Below are 18918 nucleotides of genomic sequence, written 5' to 3' on the forward strand. Positions count from 1 at the left end.
AAATTCTTTTCACAATAGTGGATTGTCACACCTTCCTAGAAATCTAGATTAAATTTTTAGGCTCTTACCTATATTAACATCCTGATCTTAATAAACTTACAGTCTCTACACTATTGATGCTCTCCCTCTGCTAATGTAAAACCTTTAAACCAGATTGTAGAAATGAGTACCCACATAGGTACTCATTTCTATATTATGATGTATCACTTATTTTTGTTTGATATAAAACAGATTTCTGTGCTATTTAGTTCGATTGTTATTGATCTTCAGTTAAATCACGCGCTAACGCGCATCTTAACTTTTCCAATTACTTTAGAAAAAAAACTTATATCATATAAATTCTGACCACAGTATTTGATAAAATACTCTCAGAGTATTAACAGAGAATCTCATTCTACAAAATAATATTTACCGAAATAATAGTGTGATTAACTATCCTTTAGCTATAGATCTAGAGAAGAGAAATGGTGATTGTAAAACACTTTATCCCACGATATTAGTACGTTATAGTGCATTATATAAAATGCATCTTACTCTCTGTCTAAAGAGACAACGATCAAGCTTTAATTAATATGGTATATGTTGCGTATACATTAACATATTTTCATTAAAAAATCGTCTAAAATAAGCAAAAAACTATTGATAAAAAGCTTTATACACTCTCCCTGCGTTCAGGTAGCAACATTGCCTGTACATGATAAATAAGAAGCTGACAATACTTAACTCGAGGGTTCCTATTTTTTTCTCAACTACAGCACGGATATTTTAAGTGCTTACACTTTTACTATTGAAACGCATTATCAGACAGAAACCATCTTTGTATACAAGAATCTGAGTGAAGAATACCACACCTTTAAATTAGCATGGTCAAATAGTTTCATACGCTTGATAAGCGATGTGTTGCACTCATTCTGTTGAAAAGTTTGAGCACATATTTTACTAATATCTTATGCTCTAAAATAGGAACAACCTCAATATATATTAGCTATTAAAACCTTATGGTAACTCATAACAGATTCATGCAATGTCATACTTAACTCCTTTAAAAGAAAATATGCCAGCGTACGTCATTTAATATGTATTCTTAATCTCCATGCATTTTAAAACTTGCTCATTTAAGATACAAATCAAAGTTAACCGTCAAAGGAAAGAAAAATACGAACCATAAGCCAAAACCATGAGCAACCTAACAATCCTCTTTCAAGGAAACAAAGATATGAGAAAAGTCATACTTGATCTGCAACTGGCTTGTGATACAACTCAAGGTCTACCAGCAGCCAAAAACTTTCTTCGATGGTTACAGGCCGTACTACCGTTATTTTTCTACCACTCAGAAGTGACAGTGCGATTAGTAAATACAACGGAAAGCCATAAGCTTAACATGACCTACCGAAAAACAAACAGACCCACTAACGTACTCGCTTTTCCATTTGAAACCCCCCCACAAATAACAATACCGCTTCTGGGAGACCTAGTTATCTGTCGACAAGTGGTAGAACAGGAGGCAAAGCAGCAGAAGAAAGCATTAGAAGCACATTGGGCACATATGGTTGTTCACGGTTCACTGCATCTGGTAGGGTATAATCACATCCGAGATGCAGATGCTTTGGAAATGGAATTATTAGAAATCAAGCTCATGAAAAAACTCGGTTATCCAAATCCATACATTACTAATATATGCGAAACATCCCTTTCCCTTTAATCTATAAAGAGTGAAGCTTAGTAAGCTCTATGAGCGACAAGCATGATCCGAGGAATAATAGTCTTAGTCATAAGAAAAATTTCTTTACCCTCAGACTCAATCAGCTATTTTACGGTGAACCTAAAAACCGTCATAATCTTTTGGAAATCATTAAAAGTTCTGAACGGCATGAGCTAATTGACCCCGATACTCGAGATAGGCTAGTAGATGCTATGGACACCGCCGAATAACGAGTGAGGGATATTATGATTTCCCGTTCGCAGATTATTGCTATATTAAAGAAAAACCAGTCCCTGAAGGAATGTCTTGATCTTACCGTCTTATCCACTCATTCCTGCTTCCCGGTTATCAGCAATAATAAAGATCATCTGGATGGGATCTTACTAGATAAAGATTAGCTATCATTCATATTCAGTCACCAACACTATTTAAGATCAATAGAATCCTTAGGATCGCGATCCTAATCGCAAAAAGCAAGCTAGTGGACCCTATGCTTTAAAAATTTTACTCTCAGCCATATCATATGGCTATCGTTATAGACGAATTCAGAAGTGATCTGGTCTAGTGACCATCGAGGATGTTCTCCCACTGAGTATTGGGAAAATTGAGAATGAATTTCATAATGAAGAACTGGATATCTCTCAATTAAACCGACGTATTTTTAAAATTCGTGCTTTAACACCGATTAAATTTTTCCATGAGGGCTTCCATACACACTTCAGTCACTCGGAAGTGACTACTATCAGGGCTAGCAATGCACGACTTTAATCATTTACTGTCGAATGGTGAAGCTATTAACATAGCCTGGATATTACTTTAAAATAACGATAGCGGATAGTCAGCGAATTATTCAGGTAAATGTCAAGATTCCCGAACAGTCACCAAAACAAAATATGGAAGGTTAAATTTTCAATGGTTATACCCTCAGTGTTTTCACAGCAGTGGCTCCGTACATTACTTGCACTTCTTACTGGAACATGCGGTACCTTAGCATTTTCTCCTTATGATTTTTGGCCAGCAGCCATTATCTCACTTGTCGGCTTGCTAATGGTAATAACCTTTCACTGCAGTAGCCGAGAGGCTGCATGGCTTGGATTTCTTTGGGGATTTAGCCTGTTCGGCACTGGCATTAACTGGATCTACGTCAGCATTGTAAAATTTAGTGATCTTCCACACCTGGTAAACATTGGACTTATAGCACTACTGGTTACCTATCTAGCGCTTTATCCTATGTTGTTTTCTACTATATTGGTCAAGTTATGGCCTCATAGCAATTTATGTCGACTAGTGCTCGGTGCGCCAACGGTTTGGTTAATAACTGATTTTTTACGTGGATGGGTGTTTACGGGGTTTCCTTGGCTAGAATTTGGTTACAGTCAAATAGACGGACCATTAAAAGGTATCGCTCCTATCTTCGGTGTACAGGCTATCACTTTTGTTCTTGTTATAGTGAGCGGATTAACTGCTACTGCAATGATAGAGCAGAAGTGGTACTTGGCACTCAGTGCGTTAGCTTTACTCCTGTTCCCCTGGCCACTGAGCTTTCTACATTGGTACCAACTTCAACCGGAGCGAGCTTTGAATGTGGCGTTAGTCCAAGGAAACATTCCTCAACTAATAAAATGGCAACCCCGTCAGCTTGAGCTGATACTGAATATTTATCTACAGCGCACCTTACCGACTTTTGGTAAAGCGCAGATAGTAATCTGGCCGGAAACAGCCATCCCCGACGATGAAATTTCCCAGAACGTTTTCCTGACTCAGTTTGATAAACAACTACGAGCCCAGCATACTCGGTTAATAAGTGGCATCATAGACATACGACCTACCTCTCATCACTATGATGCTTACAATAGCATCCTGGTATTAGGTGAAGAGACTCCTTATTTTTATCCCTCCAAGAATCGCTACCAAAAATATCACCTAGTACCTTTTGGTGAAACCATACCCTTGGAGAACTTATTACGACCACTATCATCATTATTTAATCTTCCAATGTCTTCTCTTAGTCATGGAGAGTATTTACAGCCGCAGCTTCAGGTAGCCGGAATGAAGCTCACCGCTGCTGTTTGTTATGAAATTATCCTCGGTATGCAGGTAAGGGATAATTTTCATCCTAATACAGACTTCCTCCTTACCCTATCTAATGATGCTTGGTTTGGGGATTCTATCGGTCCCTGGCAACATTTCCAAATGGCACGTATGCGCGCCCTAGAGCTAGGTCGACCACTGCTTCGCAGCACGAACAATGGCATCACCGCAGTGATTAACGCCAATGGAATCCCGCAAGCACAATTACCACAATTTACTCGCGACGTCCTTATCGCCCGTGTCAGCCCCACGAAGGGCATCACCCCTTATACCCGTGCTGGATACTGGCCACTCTGGATTTTTGGAACACTGCTAGGATTAACTGCACTAGTGATTGATAAACGTTATCTAACATCTTCAACAAGATCAATGTATCCAAACAAATAACCGCAATAATTTCATAATATAAGAATATTTTTAAGGATATAATATATGTCTGTCCTTATCTCATCAATATCCAGGAAGATACTTAGTAAAGTTCTCATGAAATACTTTACATCTTCTCTAATATACTCTAGTTGTCATGATTAATAAAACTCATCGGTTTTTACGATTCGTATAAATAAAAAGAAAAGTGCATTTTCTTTTAGGTCAGACACGTAGAATACACTTAATTCCATGTATAAATCACCGAAATTCATATCTTTTTAATTCGTTATATGTAGCTTTCGTACTATCTGTTGCATTTGACTAAAATTTTATACTCTACACCAACATAAAAACCGAACTACGCCTCATTTAAATAATGATAAAGTAAAGTATAGAAATCTATATAAGATCGTTATAACATCCTTAAAAAATAAAATATACTTTACACTGGGAAAGTACTATTGCATTCTTCAAATAGAAGGAGATCCTCTGTATACTATCAGAAACATCACATTCACACTTACAAATATTATATTTTAAAACTGATTGTTCTATAACCTTTAGACGACTTTAATATAGACTGATGATTGAGTCTATGGTTTTCTAGACATACATCATTATAATAAATATTATTCGAGAATATTCTTTATATACTTTTACTATCAATAAAGCTGAGTCTTAATCTGGATTAAGATTTCTTATCTTAACATGGGAATCAAAATGATTAATAAAAAAATACAAAAACTATAGACTTCCCCCAAAACAAAGAAAATCTTTTATAAAAATAATCACATGCAGATAAAATAAAAAATATCTGAAAATTAAAGGCGTTGATAAAAGATTTTTATATATTATTTTTTAGAACTAGAGAATTAATAAGAAAAGAAAATACTTTAGCTCAGTGATGTCACTTTAATTACATGATACATACAATGTATTAAAATACTTTAAAAGTTCCATAGTAAAAGTATCAATCTCAATGAAAATATAACATTGCATAAGCTATTATGATCGCTGCTTATCTTATGAATATTTTCTTATGTATTTTATAGGTCTGAATGTTTATATGTAAAAATAATAATTAATGAAAAATAAAAAGGTAACCGTTATGATAACATTCTACTTGAATTCATATCACTGAATTAAAATTAAGTTATTTTACTATACTAAAACCTAAAGAATCTATACCGGATAATAATCTTAACGATTAGAGTATTATCTCTTTCCTTCAACTATAACCAAGGAATGCAATTATGACTGCTGATATCTCTACATTACCATTACAGCTAACTGATTTAGCGATACGTCAGGTAAAATACCTTATCGCACATGAAGACAATCCGAATCTAAAATTACGTGTTTACATCACTGGTGGCGGATGTAGTGGATTTCAGTATTGTTTTACCTTTGACGATACAGTAAACGAAGACGATTTTACTCTTGAAAAGCAAGGTGTAGGATTGGTGGTTGATCCTATGAGTCTACAATACCTTATAGGTGGGGTAGTGGATTACAGCGAAGAATTGGAAGGGTCACGATTTATTGTTGTCAATCCTAATGCCAAGACCACCTGTGGATGTGGATCGTCGTTTAGCATCTAATCTGCCGGACGATAAGATGACTTAAAAGAAAGAAGATGTATTTGATTTTTTTGTAAGGTATATCTCGATATCTTATAACTTTACTTAACAGTATTAAGATTTCATTAATGTGTTAGCAGATGTTCTGCATGCTTTTAATATGATCATGCGTATTAATTGTTATATTGATATAGTTTATTCTCTCCCTATATTGTAGAAGAGAAGCTTTTCTTGCTCTCATCAATAATTTTACTTCCGACTCATCAGCATTTTAAACAGATACAATTCTGATTGTACAAGTGACAGTGTAAAACTATAAGACAAGAGATATTTATTTTGACATGGAGATACCATGCGCAATGTAGATGGCATGATGAGAAGAGCGCATCAGCCCCTATTGGGGTGATTATCTTAGCTAGAATTACTATAAAAAAATCAAGTAATTCTAGTAATTAGACGCTCTCTAGTTGTGAGAAGTAAATTCAAATATCGGTAGTTTCAGGTGCCATCGGATACTTGCTAATCGGATAAGTAAGGTAGTCACCATGCCCATTATGGCAGCAACTGAAAGGCTAAAATGCGATACACTAAATGCCACCGCATGGACAATACCACCGGCGATACTAGCTGTAGCGTAAATCTCAGAATGAAAAACCAATGGTATTTCTCTGACAAGTATATCCCTCAACATCCCACCACCAACACTGGTAATCACCCCCATGCATACTGCGATAAGGAGACCAGAGCCGCTAGAAAATGCTTTATTCACTCCAATACTGACAAAGACTGCTAATCCAATTGCATCCAGTACAGGTAAAATCCATTGGGGTAACTGGCAGTTATATCTCATAATTAAAAGAGTGAAAAAACAAGTAAGAATCGCCACTACTAAATTAGTAGGATCTCTTATCCAAAAAACTGGACTATTACCTAAAATAATATCGCGAATCGTTCCTCCACCTACTGCAGTTACTACAGCAAGAACTAGTATACCAAATAGATCCATCCGCAATTTCTCCGCTAACAGTACACCAGAAAGAGCGAATACCCCTGTACCAAAAACATCAAACCAATAGAGCATCTCTAATACCTTAGACGAGATTGAAAACGAATTATAGCCAACTTGAGGTACAGTTGTCCTTCCATTAATAAAATCACTGGTATCCCGATAGATACATAATCTTTATAACAGGGATCACTTACCTGGGTCTCTTAATAGAACCAGACACATATCACCTACTAGGTGAATAGCACTAGTATAACCAAGTTATATAATAATCTTGAACTGTTTAATTATTACTTTCTCACAGTTAACGAGTTAATAAAAATGTTAATCGAAAAATATCATGCGTATTTCCAAGTGTAAAAATTTCATTTTCTCGTAGCACGATGTGCCTATAATTTAATTTAAATATCGTCTGTGAATTTTCTATCCTCCTGACCCACTTCACAGCATCTTGCTGATATAGGCCAGAGGTATTAACACAATTCTTCAGAACCTATGCCCCATCGCTAATCATTTATGCATTCATGATGAAAACCAAGCGATTTAAAAGGAATAACATTCCTAATATTTCTTGAAACTTTCCAATATAAAAACTTAGCAAAAGTTCCAATTTTAGTACCAGGATAAGTTGCCTATTTTCCCTTCCTAAAAAACAAATCCAGTTAAAATAAGGGGAATATTGGGCACAATATAGGGGGAATATTTCAACCTAATCTGACGATATCACCTCCTAATTATTAAGAAGAAATGAGGAAAACAGATTATCAATAGCGACAATATCGCTAAAAAAGTTTTTTTAAATGAAACATGATCACATTTAAATAGTTTTTTATCAAGCAGGTAGTACTGCTATCGCATATATCTTATTTTATATAAGATACTAGAAGATGCATGATTTTTAAAAACGACATTAGATCAACTTAAGAAGGATCGTTAACCACTAACGATAATATGAAATAATTTAACCGAAACATTTTAGCTAGGGTTACAGAAATTTTCTGGTTATCTAGACTATTCTTAATAAATTACACATTATCATATTCTGATAGTAAATCAAGTGATTTTTAGTGATGATAAAATAGTGATGCCCCTATCCAAGAACACAAAAAAACATCAATCTTTTAGTAAAGATGTCCGTTAAAACAACAGTTTTAATCATAAATAATATGAACAAACATATTCTAGAATATCTATTCTGAAGCAATAAAATTGCATAGCATATTATTTATTAAAGACAACTGTCATTGTGGATAGATGCGGCGCTCATAGGATATTTATAGGTATTAGATGAGACGGATTTTAAAAAGTTAAATCCTTATACCCCCCATAATATATTATATTTAACATTGCTAAAATATCATCACTCTATGGAATATTAAAAATATTAATACTTAAATTAAAGTTATATTTCTATATCTATATCTACCAAGTATGTTTTGTTGCTGCACAATAGGAGATTGTGCAGCCAATGTCATCAAATATTAATAAATTATTATTTACTCTATTATGGACAATATGATTAATGGTGTTAATTTCTCCAAATCATTACAAAGTCATTATTTTAATTTAAGAGAAGATACGGTTTTTATATCAAAACCAATGTCTCTTTATGCTTTGAAGCAATGGGATTACAGTGCTCAATAATCTTGATTGCTAATACTTTTTCCAACTAAAATTATCCATGACAATAAAGCTATATTAAGGAAGCAATGAGATAAAATTATAGCGACATACTCATAGAACCATTATGAATAGTACATAACTCGACATGATATTAAATCATACCCAGTCACAAACCAATACGATGTACATTTCTCTTGCACAATATTTTTAACCATAATATATTCATCTACTAAAAATATTTGAAATATATATGGGATGTTATATAGACACCTACTTTCTTTAAAACAGTTTTATTTGTTTCAGTAACCATTTCTATGAAATGGTTACTGAAAACCTTTGAATTTTAAAGCTAAATAGTTTTTCTTTTCAAAGAACTATCAAAAAAAATATTTGACAAGAAACAAAAGTATCGACCTTTTCTTTTTCTAACCATACAAAAAATTTATTTTTCTCACTAACTGATATTTTTTATCTAGAGATATCATATATCTATAATCGTGATTCTTATTTTATGAAATAAACCCATCTTAGCACTAAAACAAAATAGATATACAAAATAATCAAATCCTGAAGCAAAAAAGCATATACTTCTTCGAAGACATGATATTTCATATATCTTGCCATACACGATAAGTATCAGATAAAATACTTACTTGTACATTCGTAAACTTTAAAAGAAATGAGGGAAAAGATAAACGCAAAAATAAGAGATCTATATAAAAATAGAAAGATCCTATTATTAATATTGATGTTACAATAAACATATTACACCTAACCCACACTAAAACAATTGGTTTAATTTTAAATAATTAAAAATTATTAGATAGATATAGAAATCTATATGGTAGAAAAGAAATATTTTTTCCTTTCAGAACAGGATATATATTTATATATCGCATTAATTATACAACGTATATAAATCATATAATTTTGAGCATATCATTTATTGATGTACTTAAAATTGCTTCGATTAATATCGAGTAGAAAAATGGCATAGTTATATATAAAAGGGACTTACTTAAGTAAGTCCCTTGAAAAAACAAACGTTTTTTTAAAGATATCTATCGATAAGAAGAATTATCATTCTCTTACCTTACTTGCTATATGATAACCTCTAGATTACGGGACTAAAGATTTTCTTCAGTCTCTCAAAACTGATCATAGTCATTTTCGCTTATAGCATTTACAATCCTATTTTTTATTCTATCAATTTAACCCAATAGCATAGTTGCTAGTATACATAAAATGTATTAGACGACGCCGAAAGAACCATTAGGGTTTTCCCCAGCGGGGGTTAATCATCTTTAGTTCAGTAATTTAAGACGCGATGGCTGTATTCTTTTACCTATTCCGACCAGATATACCACAGCAATTAGTGTTTATCACATAACCTTAAAGATCGTGACATATATATTCTTTATCAAAACAGATGACAATGCCATATAACTGCAGTCCTCTTTCCTCAAGAACACCAAACTCCATAGCAGACATAACCATAACCTTTAAACGTTACTGATCAATAAATCGCGCATTGAGTAATCAGACCAGCGATTCCTGTTAGGAAAAAAGGTTTTATCTTCAATTCAGATTGTCACAGAGATTCAACGGTGAGATAGACAGAACAATGGTAAAAATCTCTTTAATTAAAAATCGATAGAGCATCGATCGATGGTGGATAGCCGTTATCACGGTTACCAGATCCTGAAGACCCTAAAAATTTCTATTGAACTTAACTGGGAATCAGTAGCCTTAATTTGCTATAAGTGATATCGAAAACAATGAAGTATACTTACACCGGTCGTTCTAAATAGCTAGGTAATTCTGATGGCTAATTTTTTTAGGATGTAACTAGCAAGTTATACACTAACATTATCAAAATAGATCGACTTAAATCACATGAAACCATGCTCTACTATTCGACAAGGAAGGGATGCTTACCATATGAGAACAATCAAATAACCTAATATTCTCTTAATTAATCAAAAAGCCACGCAGTGGCAGCAGTGACATATACGCTGAATGCCTACTACATTCACAGTATGATCGTTATCACTATAGCGGTATTGTGATCCATGATAAAATAGATTCTTTTTCTATTAAATCCTAAACTCCTAATATATTCTGTTTTCTAGGTAGCGATACTCATGCCATTAAGAGGAAAAAGCGCCAGATTTCGTTAATATCATCGAGTCTGACAGAACATGACAGAGTCACCTATAAGTTAGTATAGCTAGAAGCTTAGTCGGCAGTTATGTCATTGCAACTGTACTACAAATAATGATAATTCCGATGAATTTGATATGAACATTGATAAAACCACCGAAGTACCACGATTTTTTATTAACAATAGATGCCTGATCTTAAAGACAGGATTTTGCTCCAATATGCAAAACCTACTAAAAAACAATAGTGTTTTGTACTAAATCCAATCCTGGATAGAATCCAGACTATTATTCATATGCAGGATGGCACACACCATCTAGCCTAAACTGCAGTTCCAAGCACTTAATTTGGCTTAACGCTAGTTACTCTACTCATATATGGTCAAGCAAAAAACTATGCCTAAAAAATATGCACTCCGTCTTATCAAATCATGATTTGATCATAATACAATTAATTTCAAAAGAGATAACACAATAGATAGTGGTGTTGTGTCTTCTTTAAAAATTCTTATTAACTAATCAGTCTCTTGACAACATAGTATTTTATAATACTTATATTTCATATATAAAATGTAAGGATTAACTGATGTACTGAATAGAAGCAATTTTTTTTAGATTTTAATATCTAACTCAATATGATACTTAAAAAGTTAAAGATGTTAGTTTTCATCATAAAGAATCAATATTAGTCACATAGGCAGAAATTTTCTACTTAATACTTAATTCCATTAAGTATTATATTTATTAGTTGATTTCATCCAACACGGAATAGTAGATATTCTACTATATGACCACCTCCGATTGTATTACAAATACACCTTATTTTAAATTCATCTATACCTTTTATATAGCATGCATTTTTAGGTATAACATTAAATTTTGATGGATTTATATAGACATGTTATTTCTAACACAAAGAGAACCCGTAAATACTAGCTTATCATTTGTCAGTATCTAGTCACTCACTTAATCTGATCTATTTCTTATGACATTCAATATGGATTTTCTTAGAAACTTTATCATGATCTTCAGATACACAACTAAGAGAACCAAAAAATAACTACTAATCCTTTAATATTACTTGTTTATATGGAATGTAATTCTTTACTAGAACTATTCACTGAAAAAAGTGAGCAGATAGTGCATAATAAAATTTATTTCAGTATAGAAAAATAAACTATTTTAACAAATTTTCACTGAAATAATTGAGAAAAACTTACACATAAATCATTTAATTAGACAAAGAAGTATCTTCGCTTCATTTTGTTCTAAATTATCTTTCCGTATAATCTGGTAATACCGATAAGAAGTTAATGTATCAACATTATATATATTAATACTATTTTCGGCGCTAAATTCTTAAGAGGTTATTATCGGTTCTCAAGCGGATCCACATCTAAAGACCATGTTACCTTACGCGCCTGAGGAAGAGTGGTTAACTGTGGTAAACTGGCATTAACCATGTGCTGCAAGTATATACGGGAAGGATGGGATAATAGCAACTGCCAACGAAAACGCCCTTTACGCTTAGTGGGAGATGATGGGTTTGGTCCCATGAGCCAAAGGCTACTATCACAGTACGGGCTACTGTATAGCAATTGGCGCAATTGATCAAGAAATAACACGGCCTGATGATTATCATCATCGTCCGCACGAAAAAGAATTTGACCACTAAAAGGAGGGAGCCCTACCTGTTGACGTTCCTCTAACGTTTGATGAGCAAAGGCCATATAACCTTGATTTAGTAATGTGTTCAATAAAACATGCTCAGGATAATGAGTTTGTAGTAAAACTTCCCCTTCTTTACTAGTACAGTTAATAATCTGGATGTAAAACTGGGCAAAACGTTCAGTAGCGCGAAAATCTCCGGAGAACAGTGCACCATCTACATCCAACAGCGAGATCAATGTAACATGCGGAAAATCTCGACCCTTAGTGAGCATCTGAGTGCCGATAAAAATACGCGCACCGCCAATAATATGCACTTGGGATAGACCATTCTCATAAGCACCTTTTCGAACCGTGCTATCTTGATCAATACGTATTACTGGAATTTCCGGAAAAAAAGAGGGTAGTATCGACTCCACCTGTTCAGTGCCAAGCCCAATACTCATTAGCCGGATAGATCCGCAGTCTAAACATTGATACGGCATTGGAGACTCCTTCGCACAATGATGGCAACGTAAATGACACTGATGCAGATCAAGATGCAAATGCAGATCCAGATGTAGTGTATAATAGCGATCGCAGCGTTTGCATGTAGCAATCCAGCCACATGCATGACACAAAAAAACCGGAGCAAAACCGCGACGATTGAGAAATAACATGACTTGATTGCCAGCCAATAAATGTTCCTTCATTTTATCTAATAGCGGTATTGACAAACCATTTCTCAGCGGCAACCTTTTCATATCTAATACTTGCTGCCGGGTGGTATAGGTGCTACAAGTGTGAACACCCAGCGTAAGCTGATGATATTTTTTTTTCTTAACATTATAAAGACTTTCAAGACACGGGGTGGCAGTACCGAGCACTATTGGTACATTTTCTTCTTGTGCACGAAACACTGCTAGATCGCGAGCGTTATAGCGCCATCCTTCGTCCTGCTTATACGAAATATCGTGCTCCTCATCGAGGATGATCATCCCCAGTTTAGCAAACGGGGTAAATAGCGCTGAACGAGTGCCAATGACAATAGCGCAATCGCCTCGACCCGCTTTCAGCCAGACAGCCAACTGTTCGCTTTCCTTTAGTCTCGAGTGCAAGATCTCTATCGGGGTATTAAAGTATTCGCGAAAGCGAGTAATATTTTGTAATATTAAACTAATTTCCGGTACTAAGACGAGCGCCTGCTGTCCTTTAGACAGGACCTTTTCTAAAACGCTTAGATACACTTCAGTCTTACCCGATCCGGATAGACTAATCAATAACCAAGTGAGGAACCGATTACCATCGCTGCAAATAGCAGCAACGGCAGTAGCTTGTTCTCTATTTAGCATTAAGCATTGACGATTAACGCTGAATACAGACCGCCAGTCATGCGTATCCACACACTGGAGTCGCAGATCGCATAATCCTTTAGCACGTAGCGCCTGCAGTGTCGAACTACTTAGATTAAACCTTCCCATCTGATGAGTATAAATCGACTTCTTCTTCAGTAGTACTGCCAGTGCAGCGTTCTGTTTTGGAGCTCTTTTAAGGGTATCAGGTAGAGCACGGCGTCCTTGTTCAGTAGCGAACCACTGCCATATCGGCGTCGTTTCTGCAGGTTTTCCTTGACGGAGCCGGATTGGCAAAGCATGGAACAACACCTTACCAGCGGGGTAATGATAATAATCAATAGCCCAATTAAGAAGTCGCCAAAGACTATGCGGAAATAACGATCGACTATCGATTACTTCAATAATAAATTTTAACTTATCTAAATCAAGTTTACTATGTGTAGAGATAGCCGTAACAATACCGATAGCTTCACGGTGATTAAAAGGAACCCGTACCCGACCTCCAATCGCCGGAGCAGCATTATCTGGCAACAGGTAATCAAATGTCCTTAGTAGTGGCACTGGTAAGACAATGCTTACAACAGGCATCCATGTATCCTAAATGTTACAAAAGCATTGGTAATTTACCCTGTCTTCACTTCTTTCTATTTGTAAAAATAGGGTGAATTCTGTATCATCCGTCAACTTTAGTATTATCCAATATATAAATCTATTAACTTTATTCGCGTAGTATCTAGCTAGCTACCGATGGACTAGATTGTGACGTGGTCTTATCAAAGAGGTTCCGATGAAAAAAAATATTCACCCAAAATACACAGAAATTAGTGCCACCTGTTCTTGCGGTAATATTATCAAGACTAACTCTACCCTAGGTCATGACCTAAATCTAGATGTTTGCAGCGCTTGCCATCCATTCTACACTGGTAAACAACGTGTAGTTGATACTGGCGGTCGTGTTGATCGTTTTAATAAACGTTTCAACCTGCTTAATAATAAAAAATAATTTTTTTTCTGTGCAAATATCTCAGCAGGCGAGATATATTGATAATATTTTTATATTTAGTTCACAATAGCTCGATTATCTTCGTGAACTATAAAAGATGATGTCATATTAGGCTGTTATTTTTGATAATTTATATGTTTTTAATATAAATAGTATAGGGGGCTGATGTCTTTAATATCAGAAAAATGCATGTATTATGTAAAAACCAGCGTAAATTCACTTAATGTTTCTTGATATAAGAAATCAAAGTTTTATCTATAAAATCATATATTTATATATCTATGAGAATTACTTGTTCCTACGAAATTAAAAATATTTATCTGGATATATTAGATAAAAAATGTAGTGATAGCCTTGCTCGGTAATCTGCTATTTTCTTAAATTCATTAAAATAATAGTCACTTCATTTTATACCTAACACTCAGTAATATCCTTGCATCTAAAACTAAGCATTATTATAAATAGTAGTAAATAACATCTCGATAAATTGCTTATACATCAGTATAAAATATACTGACTCGATAAAAGGTTTGATTCGTTAATATTACAACACCGGTTAATACAATGCCTGTTTCAAGATTTTAACCGTGTTTTTACTAAAAAAATATTCCAGAACTTTTACTAATATAAAGAATTTAAACAGAGAGTATTGCGATGTTTTTTCACTATGGTTAAACACGGTCTCTATGAGTATGGAGATACTCAAATATCATATCAGTCTACAAAATTGATTGATTGTTAAACTTAACTTACTACGGATACAACAATTAAGTATCAGTAAATCATTATAGTATATCAACAGCATTAAGTTCTTTAAAAGCCAGTTCTAGGCGCGTTATCATAGATATTTGACCGGCACGGATCCAAACACGGGGATCATAGAACTTTTTATTAGGTTTATCTTCGCCTTCCGGATTAGCTAGTTGAGACTTTAGATAACATTCATTCTGATGATAATACTTTAGGATACCTTCCCAGGTTGCCCACTGAATATCAGTATCGAGATTCATTTTAACCACTCCGTAACTGATGGCTTCTTGAATTTGTTCTGAAGTCGACCCTGAACCACCATGAAATACAAGATTTAAGAATTTATCTGGAAGATTGAATTTTTTTGAAATATATTTTTGTGAGTTATCAAGAATCTTTGGTGTCAATTTGACACTGCCCGGCTTATAAACGCCATGAACATTACCAAAAGCGGCTGCAATAGTAAAGCGCGGGCTAATAGCCCGTAATTTTTCATAAGCATATGCGATATCTTCCGGCTGGGTATAGAGAGCAGAATTATGTAGATAACTCTTGTCCACGCCATCTTCTTCGCCGCCAGTGCAACCCAGCTCAATTTCTAACGTAATATCTAGCTTCGCCATACGTGCCAGATATTTTGCACTAATTTTGATATTTTCTTCTAACGCTTCTTCAGAAAGATCAATCATATGAGATGAAAACAGCGGCTTAGCGGTAGCTCTATAATGCTTCTCATTAGCCTCGAGTAACCCATCTAGCCACAGCAAACATTCTTTAACGCAATGATCGGTATGTAGGATAACAGGGATATTGTAATATTTTGCCATATGATGAACATGCATTGCGCCAGAAATTGCACCCTGAACTGCTGCAGCCGTCTGATCTTCTATTTTTATCCCTTTTCCTGCAATAAAGGTAGCACCACCAATTGAGAATTGCACGATAATTGGCGCACGCATTTTAGCCGCTGCTTCTAACGCAGCATTAATAGAATCGGTACCTATACAATTAACGGCGGGTAGAGCAAAGTTATTTTCTTTTGCGACAGCAAATACTTTTTGCACATCATCACCAGTAATGACCCCTGGTTTAATACAACCTAAAATTTTAGACATATAAATTTATCCTGTATTTATAAAATAATAAAGTAGAAGGTGATTTATCACTAAAATCTGAACCTTTATACGAACCGGGAAAAGATAATAATCGATCCTCTTAAAACTTAAGGTCTGCCACGTTCTTCAAGAACAACCACTGCAGGAAGTAATTTACCTTCAAAAAATTCAAGAAAAGCACCACCACCAGTAGAAATATAGGTAATCTTATCGGCAATACTAAAGAGCTCGATGACTGCCAGGGTATCACCACCACCAGCAATAGAAAATGCCTCGCTATCCGCAATAGCGTGGGCCAGGATCTCTGTACCTTTACGAAAATTGATAAATTCAAATACGCCAACTGGCCCATTCCATAAAATTGTTTTTGCATTTTTTAAAATCTTTGCCCACTTAGCAACAGATTCATCGCCTAAATCTAAGATTTGTTCATTATCCTGAACATCGCTAATAGATTTTAGAGTCGCAGTCGCAGTTTCAGAAAATTCAGTTGCAACACGGACATCAGTTGGTATGGGAATACGTCTACTTTCTAATAAAAATTTAGCTTCCGGTATTAGACAAGGCTCATAGAGCGATTTACCGACATTATAACCCTGTGCTGCAAGAAAGGTATTAGCAATACCACCACCAATAATAATCTGATCTGCAATTTTAGATAACGCATCTAATATGCTTAGTTTAGTGGAAACTTTTGAACCGCCAACCATAGCTACCATTGGTCTCGCCGGATTATCCAGCGCCTTAGATAAGGCTTCCAGCTCATAAGTTAGTAGAGGGCCAGCACAGGCAATGGAAGCGAATTCACTAACACCGTGGGTCGATGCCTGGGCACGATGAGCAGTGCCGAAAGCATCCATAACAAACACATCACACAGCGCAGCATATTTCTTGGCTAAGACTTTATCATTTTTCTTTTCACCCTTGTTAAAACGCACATTTTCGAGTACGACGACTTCACCCTCGACGAGATCCACTCCATCTAGATAATTTTTTACTAGACGAACCGAAAAACCTAGTTTATCTTTGAGGTAACATACAACTGGCTGTAAAGAAAACTCAATATTATATTTTCCTTCAATAGGACGACCAAGATGAGAAGTTACCATAACTCGAGCTCCTTCTTTCAATGCATTTTCTATTGTAGGTAGGGAGGCGAGAATACGCGCATCGGAAGTTACTTTCCCATCTTTAACTGGCACGTTAAAATCAGAACGAATTAAAACACGTTTACCGGCTAGATCTACCTCATTCATCTTAATGATAGCCATGGTACAACCTCTTATATTTAGCTTACTAAAGCTCCTACATAATGAAAACACCTCCTCATACAAGCAAGTATTTTCTTCCTACCTTATTCATTCAACATCAATCGAAAAGACTGAATTTTTGATAGATCAGATGATATAAAGTCATTCCTATGAAAAATTTCGCGAACGAGGAAAAAAATCAGCCTAAGTAATCATTCACCATTATCTCCTATATCACGTAATTATACCTATGCTGAATATTGCTACTTTGGGGTAGAGTTACGATATAAATAACATCACTTATATCTATCTCTACTCACACTAAAAGATAGTGTTTTTTTAAAGATGTTGGAGTTGACCGAGTATATTTTTTAACTTTAATAAATTCTTACTATTTAAATCAGCTAAAATTTTAGCAGATCTTAAACCTATTGAATTTTAAAGATAGTTTGTTAATTAATTACCTTAAAAGCAAGTACCTCAAGATTAAGTATGCAAGATGCTCAGTAAAAATCACAATAAAAACGCCTGGTTATAACCTGAATTTTGATTTTATAGAAAAACCCTCTCTAGATTACAGATCTATAAGCGATGTAGAACTACTTCTGTATAGAAGTAGTTTATATTTTTGATAGGCACTTTACTTTTTTCTGTTAGAGAGCAGTCACTAAATGCCTTTTAATTACAACATATCCACTCAGAATAGAGTGCCTGCATCGTACAGCATGTCTATTTTTTACTTTTCTTTTTCATATCTATCCTCATAATTAACGAGGATGAATTAAAGTATATTATCTGATAGATAAATCAGAAAACCAATAAACCCTTGTTTTTGTTAAATTCATTTTTATAATAATTAAATATGGATGTCTTGATAAACAAATCAAATTTTTATCAACATAAAAACAAACTATTTTTATCCAAAAGCTCAGCGAAACATTTTATTTTTTGTAAAATCCAGACCATACCAACACTTACCCAAAAAAATATAAAACTTCTTGAGAAGAAGATTCTTCTATAATAATCTTATATGCAATATGCCAGTATTGGCTCCATATATCTAGTAGAGATGATGTTTTATATATTAGCTCAGGCCCCACCTAATAAAAAACACATGGATACACATAAAAATCAAAATATCCTCGTTATCCTATAAAAACTATTTTCTCGATTTAACATACTTAAATAACATTTCACTCATCACTATACCTGCCTATGCAAATAGGCAGTATTATCTCTCAAAAAAAACGAAATACAGGTCTCTA

At 34.6% G+C, this 18918-nt stretch carries 8 protein-coding genes and 1 pseudogene; 5 read left to right on the plus strand and 4 right to left on the minus strand.

Features of this window, described 5'->3' with window-relative positions; translation table 11 throughout:
- The first annotated feature begins 1216 nt into the window (after nt 1-1216).
- The 4 genes and pseudogenes from ybeY to erpA all read left to right on the plus strand — a co-directional run bounded on the left by ybeY (nt 1217) and on the right by erpA (nt 5763).
- Nucleotides 1217-1702, plus strand: coding sequence for an rRNA maturation RNase YbeY (gene ybeY, locus GFK82_RS02995; protein WP_226810487.1), 486 nt, complete (start codon nt 1217-1219; stop codon nt 1700-1702).
- Between the two features lie 29 nt (nt 1703-1731).
- Nucleotides 1732-2607: pseudogene (locus tag GFK82_RS03000) on the plus strand (transporter associated domain-containing protein).
- Nucleotides 2608-2614: 7 nt separating this feature from the next.
- Nucleotides 2615-4180, plus strand: coding sequence for an apolipoprotein N-acyltransferase (gene lnt / locus GFK82_RS03005; protein ID WP_226810489.1), 1566 nt, complete (start codon nt 2615-2617; stop codon nt 4178-4180).
- A 1235-nt stretch (nt 4181-5415) separates the two neighbouring features.
- Nucleotides 5416-5763 carry an iron-sulfur cluster insertion protein ErpA gene (gene erpA, locus GFK82_RS03010; protein WP_226810494.1) on the plus strand — a complete coding sequence of 116 codons (348 nt, stop codon included), beginning with the start codon at nt 5416-5418 and terminating at the stop codon, nt 5761-5763.
- Between the two features lie 442 nt (nt 5764-6205).
- On the opposite strand, the gene GFK82_RS03015 is transcribed toward erpA, so the two are convergent.
- Both GFK82_RS03015 and priA read right to left on the minus strand, forming a co-directional pair.
- Nucleotides 6206-6823 carry a TRIC cation channel family protein gene (locus GFK82_RS03015; RefSeq protein WP_226810503.1) on the minus strand — a complete coding sequence of 206 codons (618 nt, stop codon included), beginning with the start codon at nt 6821-6823 and terminating at the stop codon, nt 6206-6208.
- Between the two features lie 5080 nt (nt 6824-11903).
- Nucleotides 11904-14123, minus strand: coding sequence for a primosomal protein N' (gene priA, locus GFK82_RS03020; RefSeq protein WP_226810504.1), 2220 nt, complete (start codon nt 14121-14123; stop codon nt 11904-11906).
- 199 nt (nt 14124-14322) lie between these two features.
- Here priA and rpmE point away from each other — a divergent pair, with 199 nt between their 5' ends.
- Nucleotides 14323-14538, plus strand: coding sequence for a 50S ribosomal protein L31 (rpmE, locus tag GFK82_RS03025; protein WP_226810514.1), 216 nt, complete (start codon nt 14323-14325; stop codon nt 14536-14538).
- 785 nt (nt 14539-15323) lie between these two features.
- Here rpmE and fbaA read toward each other — a convergent pair.
- Both fbaA and GFK82_RS03035 read right to left on the minus strand, forming a co-directional pair.
- Nucleotides 15324-16403 (minus strand): class II fructose-bisphosphate aldolase, encoded by a 1080-nt coding sequence (gene fbaA / locus GFK82_RS03030; RefSeq protein ID WP_226810515.1) that lies wholly within the window; start codon nt 16401-16403, stop codon nt 15324-15326.
- Nucleotides 16404-16510: 107 nt separating this feature from the next.
- The gene (locus GFK82_RS03035) at nt 16511-17674 is read right to left on the minus strand and encodes a phosphoglycerate kinase (RefSeq protein ID WP_226810517.1); all 1164 of its coding nucleotides are present in this window, start codon (nt 17672-17674) and stop codon (nt 16511-16513) included.
- Nucleotides 17675-18918: the final 1244 nt, after the last annotated feature.

Origin of the sequence: Candidatus Steffania adelgidicola (assembly GCF_020541225.1) — a bacterium.
GTDB classification, from domain to species: Bacteria; Pseudomonadota; Gammaproteobacteria; order Enterobacterales; family Enterobacteriaceae; genus Steffania; species Steffania adelgidicola.

What these genes read in the sequence shown, in the direction of transcription:
- priA (WP_226810504.1), bottom strand. Translation starts at nt 14,123, where the DNA reads ATGCCTGTTGTAAGCATTGTCTTACCAGTGCCACTACTAAGGACATTT.
- ybeY (WP_226810487.1), top strand. Translation starts at nt 1,217, where the DNA reads ATGAGAAAAGTCATACTTGATCTGCAACTGGCTTGTGATACAACTCAA.
- rpmE (WP_226810514.1), top strand. Translation starts at nt 14,323, where the DNA reads ATGAAAAAAAATATTCACCCAAAATACACAGAAATTAGTGCCACCTGT.
- erpA (WP_226810494.1), top strand. Translation starts at nt 5,416, where the DNA reads ATGACTGCTGATATCTCTACATTACCATTACAGCTAACTGATTTAGCG.
- GFK82_RS03015 (WP_226810503.1), bottom strand. Translation starts at nt 6,823, where the DNA reads ATGCTCTATTGGTTTGATGTTTTTGGTACAGGGGTATTCGCTCTTTCT.
- fbaA (WP_226810515.1), bottom strand. Translation starts at nt 16,403, where the DNA reads ATGTCTAAAATTTTAGGTTGTATTAAACCAGGGGTCATTACTGGTGAT.
- GFK82_RS03035 (WP_226810517.1), bottom strand. Translation starts at nt 17,674, where the DNA reads ATGGCTATCATTAAGATGAATGAGGTAGATCTAGCCGGTAAACGTGTT.
- lnt (WP_226810489.1), top strand. Translation starts at nt 2,615, where the DNA reads ATGGTTATACCCTCAGTGTTTTCACAGCAGTGGCTCCGTACATTACTT.